Origin of the sequence: Rhizobium sp. F40D2, assembly GCF_051810745.2 — a bacterium.
Taxonomy (GTDB): Bacteria; Pseudomonadota; Alphaproteobacteria; order Rhizobiales; family Rhizobiaceae; genus Rhizobium.
Genome location: NZ_CM131436.1, coordinates 3,512,191 through 3,526,768, shown reverse-complemented (window position 1 = coordinate 3,526,768; position 14,578 = coordinate 3,512,191). Strand labels below are relative to the sequence as shown.

At 62.3% G+C, this 14,578-nt stretch carries 15 protein-coding genes; 6 read left to right on the top strand and 9 right to left on the bottom strand.

The window, feature by feature from the left end; genetic code table 11:
- Positions 1–9: 9 nt before the first annotated feature.
- Entirely contained in the window at positions 10–1,545 is a 1,536-nt protein-coding gene (locus tag ACS4RS_RS16955; RefSeq protein WP_439011814.1) for an ATP-binding protein, read from the top strand.
- A 1-nt stretch (position 1,546) separates the two neighbouring features.
- On the opposite strand, the gene ACS4RS_RS16950 is transcribed toward ACS4RS_RS16955, so the two are convergent.
- Positions 1,547–1,930 carry a diacylglycerol kinase gene (locus ACS4RS_RS16950; protein WP_439010044.1) on the bottom strand — a complete coding sequence of 128 codons (384 nt, stop codon included), beginning with the start codon at positions 1,928–1,930 and terminating at the stop codon, positions 1,547–1,549.
- Between the two features lie 129 nt (positions 1,931–2,059).
- The gene (gene cobT / locus ACS4RS_RS16945) at positions 2,060–3,076 is read right to left on the bottom strand and encodes a nicotinate-nucleotide--dimethylbenzimidazole phosphoribosyltransferase (protein WP_439010045.1); all 1,017 of its coding nucleotides are present in this window, start codon (positions 3,074–3,076) and stop codon (positions 2,060–2,062) included.
- A gap of 166 nt (positions 3,077–3,242) precedes the next feature.
- Here cobT and ACS4RS_RS16940 point away from each other — a divergent pair, with 166 nt between their 5' ends.
- The 5 genes from ACS4RS_RS16940 to ACS4RS_RS16920 all read left to right on the top strand — a co-directional run bounded on the left by ACS4RS_RS16940 (position 3,243) and on the right by ACS4RS_RS16920 (position 6,624).
- Positions 3,243–4,025, top strand: coding sequence for an adenosylcobinamide-GDP ribazoletransferase (locus ACS4RS_RS16940; protein ID WP_439010046.1), 783 nt, complete (start codon positions 3,243–3,245; stop codon positions 4,023–4,025).
- A gap of 18 nt (positions 4,026–4,043) precedes the next feature.
- A complete protein-coding gene (locus ACS4RS_RS16935; RefSeq protein WP_439011815.1) occupies positions 4,044–4,262 on the top strand; it encodes a DUF1289 domain-containing protein in 219 nt (72 codons plus the stop codon).
- Positions 4,259–4,960 carry a TIGR02281 family clan AA aspartic protease gene (locus ACS4RS_RS16930; protein ID WP_439010047.1) on the top strand — a complete coding sequence of 234 codons (702 nt, stop codon included), beginning with the start codon at positions 4,259–4,261 and terminating at the stop codon, positions 4,958–4,960. Before ACS4RS_RS16935 ends, ACS4RS_RS16930 begins: the two co-directional genes overlap by 4 nt.
- Positions 4,961–5,145: 185 nt before the next feature.
- Positions 5,146–5,583, top strand: coding sequence for a hypothetical protein (locus ACS4RS_RS16925; RefSeq protein ID WP_439010048.1), 438 nt, complete (start codon positions 5,146–5,148; stop codon positions 5,581–5,583).
- A gap of 117 nt (positions 5,584–5,700) precedes the next feature.
- Complete coding sequence (locus ACS4RS_RS16920) at positions 5,701–6,624, top strand: LysR family transcriptional regulator (protein WP_449313745.1); 924 nt, start codon at positions 5,701–5,703, stop codon at positions 6,622–6,624.
- On the opposite strand, the gene ACS4RS_RS16915 is transcribed toward ACS4RS_RS16920, so the two are convergent.
- The 7 genes from ACS4RS_RS16915 to ACS4RS_RS16885 all read right to left on the bottom strand — a co-directional run bounded on the left by ACS4RS_RS16915 (position 6,587) and on the right by ACS4RS_RS16885 (position 14,539).
- Complete coding sequence (locus tag ACS4RS_RS16915) at positions 6,587–7,324, bottom strand: SDR family oxidoreductase (RefSeq protein ID WP_439010050.1); 738 nt, start codon at positions 7,322–7,324, stop codon at positions 6,587–6,589. The two genes, ACS4RS_RS16920 and ACS4RS_RS16915, sit on opposite strands and share 38 nt — an antisense overlap.
- Before the next feature lie 110 nt (positions 7,325–7,434).
- Positions 7,435–8,196, bottom strand: coding sequence for an ABC transporter permease (locus tag ACS4RS_RS16910; RefSeq protein ID WP_012557935.1), 762 nt, complete (start codon positions 8,194–8,196; stop codon positions 7,435–7,437).
- Positions 8,193–9,119: an ATP-binding cassette domain-containing protein gene (locus tag ACS4RS_RS16905; RefSeq protein ID WP_439010051.1), complete on the bottom strand. Its 927-nt coding sequence runs from the start codon at positions 9,117–9,119 to the stop codon at positions 8,193–8,195. The genes ACS4RS_RS16910 and ACS4RS_RS16905 overlap by 4 nt, the downstream gene beginning before the upstream one ends.
- A gap of 464 nt (positions 9,120–9,583) precedes the next feature.
- Positions 9,584–11,197 carry a family 43 glycosylhydrolase gene (locus tag ACS4RS_RS16900; RefSeq protein ID WP_439010052.1) on the bottom strand — a complete coding sequence of 538 codons (1,614 nt, stop codon included), beginning with the start codon at positions 11,195–11,197 and terminating at the stop codon, positions 9,584–9,586.
- A gap of 179 nt (positions 11,198–11,376) precedes the next feature.
- Entirely contained in the window at positions 11,377–12,408 is a 1,032-nt protein-coding gene (gene mgrA / locus ACS4RS_RS16895) for an L-glyceraldehyde 3-phosphate reductase (RefSeq protein ID WP_439010053.1), read from the bottom strand.
- 227 nt (positions 12,409–12,635) lie between these two features.
- Positions 12,636–13,769 carry a Gfo/Idh/MocA family protein gene (locus ACS4RS_RS16890; RefSeq protein ID WP_439010054.1) on the bottom strand — a complete coding sequence of 378 codons (1,134 nt, stop codon included), beginning with the start codon at positions 13,767–13,769 and terminating at the stop codon, positions 12,636–12,638.
- An 8-nt stretch (positions 13,770–13,777) separates the two neighbouring features.
- On the bottom strand, positions 13,778–14,539 hold the full coding sequence (locus tag ACS4RS_RS16885) for a TIM barrel protein (protein ID WP_439010055.1): 762 nt from the start codon (positions 14,537–14,539) through the stop codon (positions 13,778–13,780).
- Between the last annotated feature and the right edge of the window lie 39 nt (positions 14,540–14,578).

Here is a 14,578-nt window from a genome sequence, read left to right as displayed (position 1 = left end):
AACGTGCACATGAGTACCGGCGTCAGCACATCGACCGACAAGATTATCGTCGACAGGTCGCGCAGCCACCGCAACAAGGCCGTTTCCAAGGCCGTGCGGCAAACGCGCGAACGTCTTCAGTCCGGCCATGCGTCCAACTCCTCCTTCGACCGTGACGTGCTCAAGATGTATGTGGCGTCGATGCTGCAGGGCGCGACGATCATGCCGCTGTTCATCGTCCTCATCACCGCGCTTGGCGTCTATCTCACTGAAGATACCCGTTTAATCTTCTGGGCGCTGCTGACGCTCACCTGTCAAACCGGCAATATCCTGCTTGCACGGCGCGCCCGCCGGCAGGAAATCACCCCAGAGAGCGCCCGCAAATGGCGCCGCCTGCTGCTGCTCGGCCAGTTCCTGCTCGGCTGCTGCTGGGCGGTCTTCGCCCTGCAGGGCTGCGACACGTGCGAGCCGTCCAGCTTCATCCTTTATAAGGGCGCGACGCTGCTGATTGCGCTCTCCGTCACGGCGATGTCCAATTTCATGCTGACGCCTGCCGTGCTCGTCGCCTTCGCGCCGGCGATCCTGGCGCTTGCCGCCAAGAGCGGCCTGTCGCGCGATCTCCTCGAAATCAGCCTGACGGGGCTCTTCACCAGCACCCTCGTCTTCTTCAACTATATCAGCGACCGGCTGTTCAAGTCGAACCTGAGGATCCTTTCCTACCAGTCGGAGAAGGACGACCTGATCGCCGAGCTTGAAGTGGCTAAATCGATGTCGGACGAGGCGCGTCGCCGCGCCGAAGAGGCAAACCTCGCCAAGTCCCGCTTCCTTGCCTCCATGTCGCACGAGCTCAGGACTCCGCTTAACGCCATCCTCGGCTTCTCCGAGGTGATGTCGGCGGAAGTGATGGGGCCGCTCGCCAATCCGACCTACAAGGAATATGCCGGCGATATCCACCGCTCCGGCCAGCATCTGCTCGATCTCATCAACGAGATCCTCGACCTCTCCCGCATCGAGGCCGGCAAATACGAGCTGAGCGAGGAGGCGATCTCGCTTCTCGATATCACCGAAGATTGCATCGGCATGGTCCAGCTGCGCGCCCGCGCCAAGAACATCGCCATTTCGGATCAATTCGAACGTCAGTTGCCGGCCATCTGGGCGGATGAGAAGTCGATGCGCCAGGTGGTGCTCAACCTTCTCTCCAATGCCGTCAAGTTCACGCCGCAGGGCGGTGAAATCCATGTCAAGGTCGGCTGGACCGCCGGCGGCGGGCAGTACATCTCCATCAAGGACAACGGCCCCGGCATTCCGGAGGACGAGGTTCCCGTCGTCCTGTCGGCCTTCGGCCAGGGCTCGATCGCCATCAAGAGCGCCGAACAGGGCACCGGCCTCGGACTGCCGATCGTCCAGGCGATCCTTGCCAAGCATGACGGACAATTCCTGCTAAAGTCGAAGCTGCGCGAGGGCACCGAGGTCATCGCCATCCTGCCCGCCAAACGCGTGCTGCAGAGCCTGCCGGCCGTGGAAGAGGCCCAGGCCGTCGCGCGCAAGCGTAAGAGTTTTGCCTGATTCAGCCAAAAAACAAGTGTTTGCCGAGGACGAAGCCAAGATAGAGGCAGCAGGCGGCGATCATGCAGCTGACCGCGAATGAGCCGAGATCCTTGGCATGTTTGCCGACGATCGAAATCTCCGGCGAAATCCGGTCGATCACCTCCTCGACGGCGGTATTCATCGCCTCCATCGAAAACAGCCCGAGAAACAGAACCGCCGCAACGACGATCTCGCCGGCGTTCGCCCCGACCAGCACCAGCGCCGCGATCGAAACGACGAAGAAACCGAGTTCCTGGCGGAAGGCTGCCTCTCTCAGAACGCGCAGGAAGCCTGCCCAGGAATAGCTGGCGGCGGCGGTGAAATGCCGAAATCCGGTCTCTTTCGTCACCGCAGGCTTCGTCAAGGCGCCCCTCTCCTCTTGCAGACCGGGAAAGGCTTTGCCGCCCCGCTTGATGACCGAATACGCAGATACCGAATCCGTCTGGGCGGCGCAAGCGAAGCCGCGTGCGGATCGGCGGCGCCGACTGCAGCGTCAGTCTTTATTGGTCACACCGGCCTGGGCAAAGGTCGCCATGCCGGAATGGCAAGCGGCGGCGGCTTTGACGATGCCGGCGGCGAGCGCCGCCCCGGTGCCCTCGCCGAGCCGCATGCCAAGCGCCAAAAGCGGCGTCTTGCCGAGCATCTCGATCGCGCGCAAATGTCCGGGCTCGGCGGAAACGTGGCCGATCAGGCAGTGGTCGAGCGCGGATGGATTGGCGGCTTTGAGGATTGCCGCTGCAGCGGTTGCGACGTAACCGTCGATCAGCACCGGGATGCGCTCCATGCGGGCGGCAAGGATGGCGCCGGCCATCGCAGCAATCTCGCGGCCGCCAAGCCGGCGCATGATTTCCAGGGGATCGTCGAGATGATCGCCGTGGAGTTCCACGGCCTTTTCCACGGCCGCGACCTTGCGCTCCAGCATCTCGCCTTCCGAACCGGTGCCAGGTCCGACCCAGTCCCGGGCCGAACCGCCATAGAGCGCATAGTTGATCGCCGCGGCAATCGTCGTATTGCCGATGCCCATTTCGCCGATGCAGAGCAGGTCGGTCCCGCCGGCGATCGCCTCCATGCCGAAGGCCATGGTCGCGGCGCAATCGCGCTCGGAAAGCGCTGCCTCCTCGGTGATGTCGCCGGTCGGGTAATCAAGCGCCAGATCGAAAACCTTCAGCCCGAGATCATACGCGACGCAGATTTGATTGATCGCAGCACCACCGGCTGCAAAGTTCTCGACCATCTGCTGCGTCACGGCCGGCGGAAAGGGTGTGATTCCCTGCCTGGTGACGCCGTGATTGCCGGCGAAGATCGCCACCAGCGGCCGGTTGACGGCAGGAGTGCGGCCCGACCAGGCGGCAAGCCAGAAGGCAATTTCCTCAAGCCGTCCGAGCGCGCCCGGCGGCTTGGTCAGCTGCGCGTCGCGTTCGCGCGCTGCCACCAGCGCACGGGCATCCGGCCCCGGCAGGTCGCGGAGCAGGGTGCGGAAATCGTCGAACGGCAGGCCTGAAACGCTCATCTGTGCGGTTTTCCTTTGAATCCGGGTATTCTTGTTTTCACGCAAATCAGCTTCTTTGCGGGTCGCAACTCTCTTAAAGCGGGCTGGCGGAGCGAACAACAGCAAAAGCGCCGCCGCGACCATAAGCCGGGGCTATAAGCCGAAACCTTGGGCAGAACGAAGCAGAATGAAGATCAAGGACCTTGCGGTCGATACCGCCCGCGCCGTCGCCTTCCTCAGCCGCATTCCCATGCCGCAATCGCTGTTCAAAACCTATGACGGCAGGCTCGGCCGGCTGGTGCGCGCCTTTCCCTTCGCCGGCATCGTTATCGGCTTTGTTCCCGCGCTCGCCCTGCTCCTCCTTCTGGGGCTGCGCGCCGATCCGCTGATGGCGGCCCTGATCGCGCTTTCCACCCAGGTTGTCGTCACCGGCGCGCTGCACGAGGACGGCCTGGCCGATACCGCCGACGGCATCGGCGGCGGCAAGAGCCGCGAGCAGAGCCTCGAGATCATGAAGGACAGCCGGATCGGCACCTATGGCGCGATCGCGTTGATCCTCTCCTTCGCGATCCGCGCGGCAGCACTTGCCGCCATCACCCGCCACGCCTCGCCGCTCACTTCAGCCCTTGCCATTCCCGCCGTCGCGGCGCTCAGCCGCGGCGCCATCGCCTGGCACTGGCATCGGCTGCCGCCGGCCAAGGCGGATGGCGTCGCCGCTTCGACCGGCCAGCCGGATGAGGCGGCGATGCAGTTCGCCCTCGCCTCGGCCGGCCTCGTCGCGGCGCTTCTGATCTGGCCTGCCCTCGGCCTCCGGCCGCTGGTCGCAAGCCTGCTTGCCGCCGGCATCGCAGCACTTGCCTTTACCGCCTTCATCCGCCGCAAGCTTGCCGGCCACACCGGCGACACGCTGGGCGCGACACAGCAAATTTGCGAGATCGCCGCGCTTTGCGCCCTTGCCACAGCTCTTTGAAACTCCGATATGTCCTTCATGCAAACACCCTGCATTCACATCTGCTCGCTGGTTTCAGCCACCGGATTTTGCGCCGGATGCGGCCGGACTCTTCAGGAAATCGGCGGCTGGGTGAGCTACTCCGACATCGAGCGGAGACGGATCATGGCTCTGCTGCCGGCAAGGCTTGCGGGCGCCGCCGCGCTATCGAACGACATGAAAACAGGCCACGGCAGCGGGCCGGAGCGGTCTATATGATTCGTTTGACCGTCTTCCTCGTCGTCATCGGCATCGGTCTTGCGGTGCTGATCGTCAACAATGACAGCAGCCGGATTCTTGGCCTGCAGAGCGATGACTTCGTCCGCGTCGTCTATCTGCTGCCGATCGCACTGATGCTGTCGGCCGGCATCTGGGCGCGCCGGGGCAGCATCGGTGAAACAATGCGCCAGATGATGATCTGGCTGGTGATCATCCTGGCGCTCGTGACCGTGTATCTCTATCGTCAGGAAGCGCTCGGCGTCGGCAACCGGCTGCTCGCCGGCCTCGTTCCCGGCCGCGCCGTCGTCGTCACCACAAGCGAAGGCGGCCAGGAGATCATCCTGCACAAGCTGCTGAACGGCCATTTCGAAGCCGATGTCGCCGTCAACGGCCAGACGATCGAGATGCTCGTCGATACCGGCGCCAGCATGGTGGCGCTGTCCCACGAAGATGCCGCGCGGATCGGCATCGACCTCTCCCGCCTCAGCTATTCCATGACCGTCATGACCGCCAACGGCCGCGGCCGCGCAGCACCGGTCACGCTCGACCAGGTGGCGATCGGCCCGATCGTCCGCAACAATGTCGCAGCCACCGTCGCCGAAGACGGCCGGCTCGACCAGAGCCTGCTCGGCATGAGCTTCCTGGAAACGCTCGGCTCGCTGCAGATGCAGACCGACGAGCTGCGCATGCGCGACTGAGCCGCAGCGCTCGCGATCTGCCGCCGCCGCGGCTTTACGGCAGCGTTCGCATCTGTCACCTTCAGGCGCAACAACAAGACCACAAAGAGCAAAAAGAAACTCCTAGTCTGGTGGCACCCCGCATGCTCGACCGGCCTTCGCCTGCGGCGAAGGCCCTGCCCCATGGGTGCGACAGGAGTTTCGCGATGAATTCACTCTGGCCGATCGTCGTCGGCGGCATTTTGCCCGCCTTTTTCTGGGGCATCACCGCCATCTTCCAGAAGCAGAGCGCTACGGCCGCGACCGGCTCCGCCGTCTATCTGATCGCCTTCGGCGCCGCCTGCGCGTTGGCCGGCCTGATCGCTGCGCTGATCTGGCGCCCTGCTCCCTGGACCACGGAGGGTCTTGGTTTTGCCGCCACCGCCGGCGCCTGCTTCGCCGTCGGCACCGGCCTCATCAGCTTCGCGCTCTTCGCCTATGGCGTCCCGGTCTCGAAACTCGCCCCGATCTGGAGCTGCAACGTGCTGGTGACGCTGGCAATCGGCGCTGTGTTTCTCGGCGAAGCTGCCGAGCTCAACATAATGAAGCTCGTCGCCGGCACCCTCCTCATCATCTCAGGCGCCCTTCTCGTCAGCAGCGCCTGAGGGGAGAGGACACAACACAGGCAGGCCCTTCGTCGCCAAAAATGCTCCTGCGTTGCAGCAGGTTCCGCTTTGTTGATATTCTGCGTCAAGGCGCCTGCGCGCCCACCGGAGCTTGAGATGAACCCACGACAATTGAAGACATTCCTTGCTGTGATCCGCCATGAAAATCTCACACGCGCCGCCGCCGAGGTCAACCTCGCCCAATCAAGCCTCAGCGACCAGATACAGGCGCTTGAGGAAGAGCTTGGCGTGGAACTCTTTCTCCGCTCCCGCCAGGGTGTCGCCCCGACGCCGGCGGGTGTGGCGCTAAAGGCCTATGCGGAGGAGATCCTGGCGTTGAATGACGAGGCAAAGGCCGCCGTCTATGCTGCAGCGGGCAGAAGCGAGCAGTCCATCATCCTGGGCACGCTTGAAACCATCGCCGCCGAAAGGCTGGCGCCCTGGCTTTCTCTCTTCCGCAGGCAGAATCCCGGCCTCGGTCTCAAACTCAAGATCGGCGGCAGTGGCGAGCTGCGTGCGCAACTGCATCATGGTTCGATCGACGTCGCCTTCACCTTCGATCGCGGTGAGCAGGACGAGCGCTTCGCGACGCGCCGCATCTCCATCGAGTCGCTGGTGTTGATCGCGGGCAGCGATCTGCAGGCCCCGTCATTTGAAAGTCTTACGGCGCTGAGCACGGCGCCTTTCGTCGCGACCGAAACCGGTTGCGTCTATCGCTACCTGTTCGATACAGCCTTTGCAGAGGCGGGCGTGACTGCGCCGCCCATCGTCACGGAAGCCGACAGTATCGCGACGATTATCCGCCTCGTTGCATCGGGCGCCGGTTACGGCCTCGTCCCGCGTCTTGCAATCGGCCCGGCCGCTGCGCGCAGCGATGTCGTCGAATTGCCGTGGCCGGGCGGACCGCCCACCGCTTCGCTGGTAATGATGTGGCGGCGCCGGCGTGTGCAGCCGTCGGCGCTCGCTCTCCTGCTGCAATCGGCCAGCGAAGAACTTTTGCCCCTCAGACCAGCCGATGCCCGCCTTCGACATGCAGGATAGTGCCTGTGGTGAAACCGTTGCCGATCAGGAAGCGGATCGCATCGGCGATATCCTCCGGCTGGCCGACACGCCCGGTCGGCAGGCGCTGCGCCATCGCATCCAGCGTTGCCTGCTTGGCGTCCCCAGCAACGAAGCTCCAGATCGGCGTATCCACCCATCCCGGTGAAACGGCATTGATTCGGATCGGTGCCAATTCGACGGCGAGCGCCCTGACCAGACCTTCAAGCGCCGCATTGACGGCGGCGACCACCGATCCGCGCGCTGCCGGTCGATAGGCCGCGACTCCAGAGGTAAAGGTGATCGATCCCGACGGCGGCAGGTGGTCGGCGCCGTATTTCGCCAGCAGCAGCGGCCCGTAGAATTTGCTCTCGACCACGCGTTGCGCGGCGGCAAGCTCGATCGACGGTAGCAACTGATAGGCGCCTTCAATATCGGCGGCCGTGCTGACGATATGGTCGACCGCTGCGGTGATGCGAAAGAGTGCCGCGACTTCCTCCTCCCGCGATATGTCGAAAGCGTAGGTTCCAAGTTTCGGGTTGTCGCCGAGCTGGCGGCAAGCTGCCGCAAGCCTCTCTTCACTGCGCCCCGCGATCGTCACCAACGCCCCCTCATCGAGCAGGCGCCTGGCAAGCGCCAACCCCATGCCCGAGCTGCCGCCGACGATCAACACCTTCGCACCTTCGATCTTGATTGTAGTCATCTCGCATCTCCATTTGAATGGGAGAGCAGATGCCTCGGCTCGAAGCGGAAGAAAAACGGAAGAAACCGATAGCATCATCGGCTTTCCCGATGATGCTGTTCAGGAACCGATCAATTGCGCAGCCGGTAGCCGGTCTTGAAGATCCAGCCGAGTGTGCCCAGGCATATCGCCAGGAACACAGTGATCATCGCCAGGCTGATCGCCGGGTTGACGTCGGCGATCCCGTAAAAACTCCAGCGGAAGCCGCTGACGAGATACAGCACCGGATTGAGGTGGCTGACCGCCTGCCAGAAGGGCGGCAGCATATTGACCGAATAGAAGCTGCCGCCGAGGAAGGTCAGCGGCGGCACGACCAGCATGGGAATGAGGTTCAGCTGCTCGAAATTGCCGGCCCAGATCCCGATCATGAAGCCGAACAGGCTAAAGGTGACGGCCGTCAGCAGGAAGAACAGGATCATCATGAAGGGATGCTCGATCCTGACGTCGACAAAGAGATTGGCAGTGAGCAGAATGATGAAGCCGATGATCATGCCCTTGGTGGCGGCGGCCCCGACATAACCGAGCAGGATCTCGGTCATCGCCACAGGCGCGGAGAGGACCTCATAGATCGTGCCGGTGAATTTCGGAAAATAAATCCCGAAGGAGCCGTTGCTGATGCACTGGCCGAGCAGCGTCAGCATGATCAGGCCCGGCGTGATGAAGGCGCCGTAGGACACGCCCTCCACCTCCTGGATGCGCGAACCGACCGCCGCACCGAAGACGATGAAATAGAGCGAGGTCGAGATAACAGGCGAGATGACGCTCTGCAGTAGCGTGCGGCGCGTGCGCGCCATCTCGAAGAAATAGATCGATTTGATCGCTTCGACGTTCATTTGCCCGCTCCTACCAGCGCCACGAAGATGTCTTCGAGCGAGCTCTGCCGCGTCGAGAGATCTTTGAAATGGATATTGTTTTCACCCAGCCTGGTCAGCAGCGCGGCGATGCTTTCCTGCTCGTTGTCGGCGTCGAAATCGTAAGTCAGCCGGCTGCCGCCGGTTTCCAGCGTCAACCCGTTACCAGCAAAACAATCCGGAAGCCGTTCGAGCGGCTCGGTGAGATCGAGGATGAGCTGCTTGCGGCCGAGCTTGGCCATCAGCGCCGCCTTGTCTTCAACAAGCAGCAATTGCCCGCCATTGATCACGCCGACGCGGTCGGCGATTTCCTCGGCCTCCTCGATATAGTGGGTGGTCAGGATGATGGTGACGCCAGAGGCCCGAAGCTCCTGAACGACATTCCACATATCCTTGCGTAGCGTCACGTCGACGCCCGCGGTCGGCTCGTCCAGGAAAAGGATAGCCGGCTCATGCGAGAGCGCTTTGGCGATCAGCACCCGCCGCTTCATCCCACCGGAGAGTTGGCGCAGCATATTGTCCTTCTTATCCCAGAGCGAAAGCGCGCGCAGCACCTTCTCGATATGGGCGGGATTGGCTTTCTTGCCGTGCAACCCGCGCGAAAAGCTTACCGTATTGAACACAGTCTCGAACTGGTCGGTGGTCAGTTCCTGCGGCACCAGCCCAATCATCCCGCGGGTGGCACGGAAATCCTTGACGACATCGTGGCCGGCGACTAGCACCTTGCCGCTGCTCGGATTGGCGATGCCGCAGATGATCGAAATCAACGTCGTCTTGCCGGCGCCATTCGGCCCGAGCAGCGCCAGGATCTCACCCTTTTCGACGTCGAGGTTGATGCCTTTCAGGGCCTCGAACCCATTGGCGTAGGTCTTGGTAAGATTCTGAACGGAAATGATGGGGGTCATGCGTTACTCTTGAGGATTATCGAAGTATTTCGGACCGCTATATAATGCCTTCATGACGCGTTGACATCCTTGGGAACGTGAACACTGCATTCGCGCCCTACTAACACACGGCGGCCCGCTGGCGTCGGAGCCTTGCGAGAGCCGCTCCGCTGCGGTGAAAAAAAGATAGCTGCCGGTTTTTGATGTCATCATCCGGTGATCTTCGTGCCCGATAAAAGAGCCGAGGCCAGCACCGGCATCCGTCCCGCCGCCCATCCCTTTGCGGAGCCGTCTTCGGGTGTTCTCGTTGCACCCCTTTTCCGCTGCCTCGGCATGTAGTGAAAGTTATTGTTCAGTCACGAAGTGCTTGGAACCGGCCAGCATCCCCTGTTCAGCCGCGTTCGTCTTAGCCGGCCACTGCGCCGGCTTTCTTTTTTGCTAGGTCGAAACCTCAAGGGCGTGGGCGGGCGGGGAGCAGTGCTCCCTCACAATTCGTCGTAGTTGAACCAGTCGAAATCGGCGATCTTCCCACGTCCCGACGTATCGAAGGCAAACACGCCAGCGAAGGCGCCGGTGAAGGAACCGTGTTCGCCGCGCCCGCCCTCGTCGGAAATCATGCCGGCGTCGAGGATCGGGCCGATCGGCTGCCAGGCGCCCTTGCCCTCGGTCTGCCAGAAGAATTGCAGATCGTTCTCGCGAATTTCCATCGCGAGCTGGACACGGCCCTCAGCAGCGATCGCCACACCGCTTTCGGCGGGAAAGCTCAGGCGTCCGTTCGGATAATCGCCATTGCAGGAGAGGATCGTCACGCAGCGGCCGAGTGTTTCGTGCAGCGTCACGGCAACGGCATGGAATTTATGTCGGTTATAATAGTGCGTCAGCCCCGCGACCTGCTGATAGGTGTCGGGCGAGAACTCGACCACGGTCTCGGCGCGGAAGCTGTGATGCTCCTGCCGGCGGGCAACCAAAGACTGCTCGAACCAGGAACCAATGCTTTCGCGCGCAATCAGTCTGAGATGGCCGGGGCGGTCCGTCAGGTTGAAAATGTGCTCGGGCTCGGGCGTGCGCAGCCATTGGAAATCGGCCGGCAGCGTGCCGCCGTCGAAGCTGTATTCGCTGCGCATCGGCTTCTCCGCCGGCTCGGCGCCGAAGAGGCCGGGCACATCGACATCGGGCACCGAGGTGCCATTTTCGAGATAGAGCCAGTCATCGTCGCGCCAGACGCATTTCTGCAGGCTCGTTTCGCGCCCCAACGTGCAGCGCCGCTTCGGCGGCAGCGGCCGGCCGCAGAGATGGGTGTGATAGGCCTCACCGTCCGGCGTCTCGACATATTGGCCGTGCCCAGCCCGCTGCAGCACCGCGCCCGGATGATCCTTGGAGGTGATGAGATGCATGTTCGGATGCATCTCATAAGGTCCTTCGATGCGGCGCGACCGCGCCATGGTGACGGCGTGGTCGTAGCCGGTGCCGCCTTCGGCGGTCGTCAGATAGTACCAGCCATTGCGCTTGAAGAGATGCGGACCCTCGACGAGGCCGAGCGGACTGCCGGCGAAAATATTGCGGATCGGGCCTTTCAGCGCCTTCGTCACCGGGTCCCATTCCTGCAGCAGGATGCCGTCGAAGGCCGGCGATTTCGGCGAGCCGCCATAGCTTTCGGTGCGGTGGTTCCACTGCATATTGAGGAACCACTTGCGGCCGTCATCGTCGTGGAAAAGCGAGGGATCGAAGCCGGAGGAATTGACGTACACCGGGTCGGACCATTCGGCCTCGATCGTGGGCGCGGTGACGATATAGTTCGGCGCGTCCTTGAAACTACCATCGAAGCGCTTGACGTCGGTAAAGACGAGCCAGAACTGCCCGTCGGCATAGGAAAGACACGGCGCCCAGATGCCGCAGCTGTCGGGATTGCCGCGCATATCGAGCTGCGACCGGCGCTCCAGCGGCCGGCGCACCAGCGTCCAGTTCACCAAGTCGCGCGAATGGTGGATCTGCACGCCGGGATACCATTCGAAGGTAGAGGTCGCGATGTAATAATCCGCGCCGACGCGGCATATCGACGGATCGGGGTTGAACCCGGGCAGGATGGGATTGCGGATCATAAGCGGCCTCCTCCAAGGTTATTGTTGTGGTACGTACGTCAGATGTAGGCGGTAAAACTTCTCCGCCCTCATCTCTGTCCTCAGGCTTGACCCAAGGGGTGTCACAGAGATCCAGCCAGCCCAAATCCTTGGGCGGAAAGGACTCTTTTCGCCGCGCCGACGCGCGGCGGTTGCCTTCCCTATTCCCGCTCCGCCGACTTCGCCCAGAGATTGATATCCGCCTCACGGGCATAAACATCGATCTCTGCGAGTTCCTCGGCCGTGAATTCAAGATTATCCAGCGCCTTGACGCAATCGACGATCTGCGATGAGCGGCTGGCGCCGATCAGAGCCGAGGTCACGCGTCCGCCGCGCAGCACCCAGGCGATTGCCATCTGTGCCAGCGTCTGGCCGCGCTTCTCGGCGATGTCGTTGAGCTTCTTGATATTGTCGATGATCGACGGACGGATGAAGTCGCGCTTCAGAAAATGGTTCTGCGCCGCGCGGCTGTCGTCCGGGATACCGCCGAGATACTTCGTCGTCAGCATGCCCTGGGCAAGCGGCGAGAACACGATCGAGCCCATGCCGACCTCGTCGAGCGTATCGAGCAGCCTGTCATCCTCGACCCAGCGGTTAAGCATCGAATAGCTCGGCTGGTGGATCAGGCAGGGCGTACCGAGCTCCTTGAGGATGGCAGCCGCCTCACGTGTACGCTGTGAGTTATAGGAGGAGATGCCGACATAAAGCGCCCGGCCGGAGCGGACGATATGGTCGAGCGCGCCGCAGGTCTCTTCAAGCGGCGTTTCCGGGTCGAAGCGGTGCGAATAGAAAATGTCGACATAGTCGAGACCCATGCGCTTCAGGCTCTGGTCGCAGGAAGCGATCAGATATTTTCGGCTGCCCCACTCGCCATAAGGCCCCGGCCACATGTCGTAGCCGGCCTTGGAGGAGATGATCAGTTGGTCGCGAAACCCGGAAAATTCGCTGCGCAGGATCTCGCCGAAGGCGGTCTCGGCGCTGCCGGGAGGCGGGCCGTAGTTGTTGGCGAGGTCGAAATGGGTGATGCCGAGATCGAAAGCCGTGCGGCACATGTCGATCTTGCGGTCATGCGGTGCATCGCCGCCGAAATTATGCCAGAGGCCGAGAGAAACAGCCGGCAGCTTCAGGCCGGACCGGCCCGTGCGGTTATATTTCATTTTCGAATAGCGGTCTGCGGCTGGTTGCCAGCTCATGAGACTCTCCTTGCTAAAATATTTCTATTGATGTCCCGCCGGTGCCGGGCAGGAGCTGCCCCTCATCCGGCTGCCGCCACCTTCTCCCCGTAAACGGGGCGAAGGGGTATGCCGCACCCTCTCCCTTAAATCTTGACGCTGCGTTTGGCACGTCCCCTCTCCCCGTTTGCGGGGAGAGGGTTAGGGTGAGGGGCAATCCTCAGCACAACGATTCTAACGCTATCCTATCACTTCAACAGCGCCTGCGCCTCCTCGATGCCCAGCGCCGCCGGCTGCGTGCAGGTTGTGGTCAGGTCGATGAAACGGCCCTCCTCGCCCGACTTCAGGATCGAGGTCATGACGTCGACCCCATGCAGCGTGCGGTCAAGCGAGCAGCGTGCGTCGCGGCCTTCGATCAACGCCATCGCCATGTCGGCAAGGCCGGCCGTGCGGTAGTTGGCGCGCGATCCGTTCGGGCTTTCCTGGTTGATCTTGCCGAACGGATGCTCCCAGGCGTCGAGCGGCTTGATATCCTTGTCGCGGCCGCTGGCCTCGACGGTGCCGCCGAAGAAGTTCGGGTCCGGCACATAGAGCGAACCATCGGTGCCGTAGAGCTCCATATTGGCATGGCGATGCGACCAGACGTCCCAGCTCGCCGACAGCGTCACGGTGGCGCCGTTGACGAATTCGAGCAGCGCCTGGATCGTCGTCGGCGTCTTGACCGGGATGATCTCGCCGTTGCGTGGTTGGCTGGTGATGGTGCGGGTCGGCGACGCCATCGATGTCATGGCGCCGACGCGTTTGACCGGGCCGATCAGGTTGATCAGGTTGGCGATGTAATAAGGGCCGAGATCGAGGATCGGGCCGCCGCCCGGCAGGAAGAAGAAATCCGGGTTCGGATGCCACATTTCCATGCCGGGGCTCATCACGTAGCAGGCGCCCGACGTCACCCGGCCGATGCCGCCGTCGTCGATGAACTTGCGGGCGAGCTGATGGGCGCCGCCGAGGAAAGTGTCGGGCGCGCAGCCGACCGCAAGGTTCTTTTCCTTGGCGATGCGGCGAAGCTCTTCGCCCTCTTCGAGGGAAAGCACCAGCGGCTTTTCGGAATAGACGTGTTTTCCGGCCTCGAGGATCGACTTCGACACCCGGAAATGCGCATCCGGGATCGTCAGGTTGACGACGACGTCGATCTCGTCATTGGCGAGAAGCGCGTCGATCGTCTGCGCCTTCACGCCATATTCCTTGGCGCGCGCCTCGGCCGCCTGGACGTTGATATCGGCGCAGGCCAGCACCTTCAACCCCTTGAAGAGCGGTGCCAGCGAAAAGTAGGTGGTGGAGATGTTGCCGCATCCGATGATGCCGACGCCAAGTTCCCTGGTCATGATGTGCCTCAATAAGTCTGGAAGGATGCAATCGAGCGGCTGATGTTGCGGTCGATGTCTTTGGGATTGTCATGTTCGACGACGAAGTGCTTCGCCTTGGTGGCGCGCAGGGCCGTCATCAGCTTGCCCCATTCCACCTTGCCGTGGCCGACATCGGCCCAGCCGTCTTCGTCCTTGGCCTCGCCAGCCGGCGCGATGTCCTTGACATGCACCGCGGTGATGCGCGAGCCAAGCTTCTCGATCCAGGCGAAAGGATCGGCATTGCCGCGAATGACCCAGGCGATATCGGCTTCCCAGGAAATATCAGGCGCGCCCTCGAAGATGCGCTCGATCGGCAGCGAGCCGTCGGCCAGCTTCACGAATTCGAAATCGTGATTGTGCCAGCCGAATTCGTAGCCGGCTTCCTTATATGGCTTGCTCATCTCCTGCAGGCGTTTGCCGAAGGCGACCCAGCCGGCGGCGTCGGAGGGGCGCTGCTCAGCGGCCAGATGCGGCGCATAGATCGAATCCATGCCGAGAATCTTGGCAATGTTCAGCGACTTCTGCACGTCCTTCTCCAGGAAATCCGGGCTGAAATGGCCGGTCGCCATGACCAGGCCGTTCTTGTCGAGATCGGCGCGAAGGCTCTTCAGCCCCGCATCGTCGAGATCGGCATAAATGCCGCCGAAGCCCTCGACTTCGGCATAACCCGCCTTGCCGAGCTTTTCGAAAATCACAGAATAAGGCTGGAAATTGCGGGCGCTGTAGAGCTGGTAGCTGAGTTTCGTCATTATATTCTCCTCGGGCCTCGTGCCCATGCTTGGGAAGGA

What these genes read in the sequence shown, in the direction of transcription:
- ACS4RS_RS16955 (WP_439011814.1), top strand. Translation starts at nt 10, where the DNA reads ATGAGTACCGGCGTCAGCACATCGACCGACAAGATTATCGTCGACAGG.
- cobT (WP_439010045.1), bottom strand. Translation starts at nt 3,076, where the DNA reads ATGAGCGTTTCAGGCCTGCCGTTCGACGATTTCCGCACCCTGCTCCGC.
- ACS4RS_RS16940 (WP_439010046.1), top strand. Translation starts at nt 3,243, where the DNA reads ATGAAGATCAAGGACCTTGCGGTCGATACCGCCCGCGCCGTCGCCTTC.
- ACS4RS_RS16935 (WP_439011815.1), top strand. Translation starts at nt 4,044, where the DNA reads ATGCAAACACCCTGCATTCACATCTGCTCGCTGGTTTCAGCCACCGGA.
- ACS4RS_RS16930 (WP_439010047.1), top strand. Translation starts at nt 4,259, where the DNA reads ATGATTCGTTTGACCGTCTTCCTCGTCGTCATCGGCATCGGTCTTGCG.
- ACS4RS_RS16925 (WP_439010048.1), top strand. Translation starts at nt 5,146, where the DNA reads ATGAATTCACTCTGGCCGATCGTCGTCGGCGGCATTTTGCCCGCCTTT.
- ACS4RS_RS16920 (WP_449313745.1), top strand. Translation starts at nt 5,701, where the DNA reads ATGAACCCACGACAATTGAAGACATTCCTTGCTGTGATCCGCCATGAA.
- ACS4RS_RS16915 (WP_439010050.1), bottom strand. Translation starts at nt 7,324, where the DNA reads ATGACTACAATCAAGATCGAAGGTGCGAAGGTGTTGATCGTCGGCGGC.
- ACS4RS_RS16910 (WP_012557935.1), bottom strand. Translation starts at nt 8,196, where the DNA reads ATGAACGTCGAAGCGATCAAATCGATCTATTTCTTCGAGATGGCGCGC.
- ACS4RS_RS16905 (WP_439010051.1), bottom strand. Translation starts at nt 9,119, where the DNA reads ATGACCCCCATCATTTCCGTTCAGAATCTTACCAAGACCTACGCCAAT.
- ACS4RS_RS16900 (WP_439010052.1), bottom strand. Translation starts at nt 11,197, where the DNA reads ATGATCCGCAATCCCATCCTGCCCGGGTTCAACCCCGATCCGTCGATA.
- mgrA (WP_439010053.1), bottom strand. Translation starts at nt 12,408, where the DNA reads ATGAGCTGGCAACCAGCCGCAGACCGCTATTCGAAAATGAAATATAAC.
- ACS4RS_RS16890 (WP_439010054.1), bottom strand. Translation starts at nt 13,769, where the DNA reads ATGACCAGGGAACTTGGCGTCGGCATCATCGGATGCGGCAACATCTCC.
- ACS4RS_RS16885 (WP_439010055.1), bottom strand. Translation starts at nt 14,539, where the DNA reads ATGACGAAACTCAGCTACCAGCTCTACAGCGCCCGCAATTTCCAGCCT.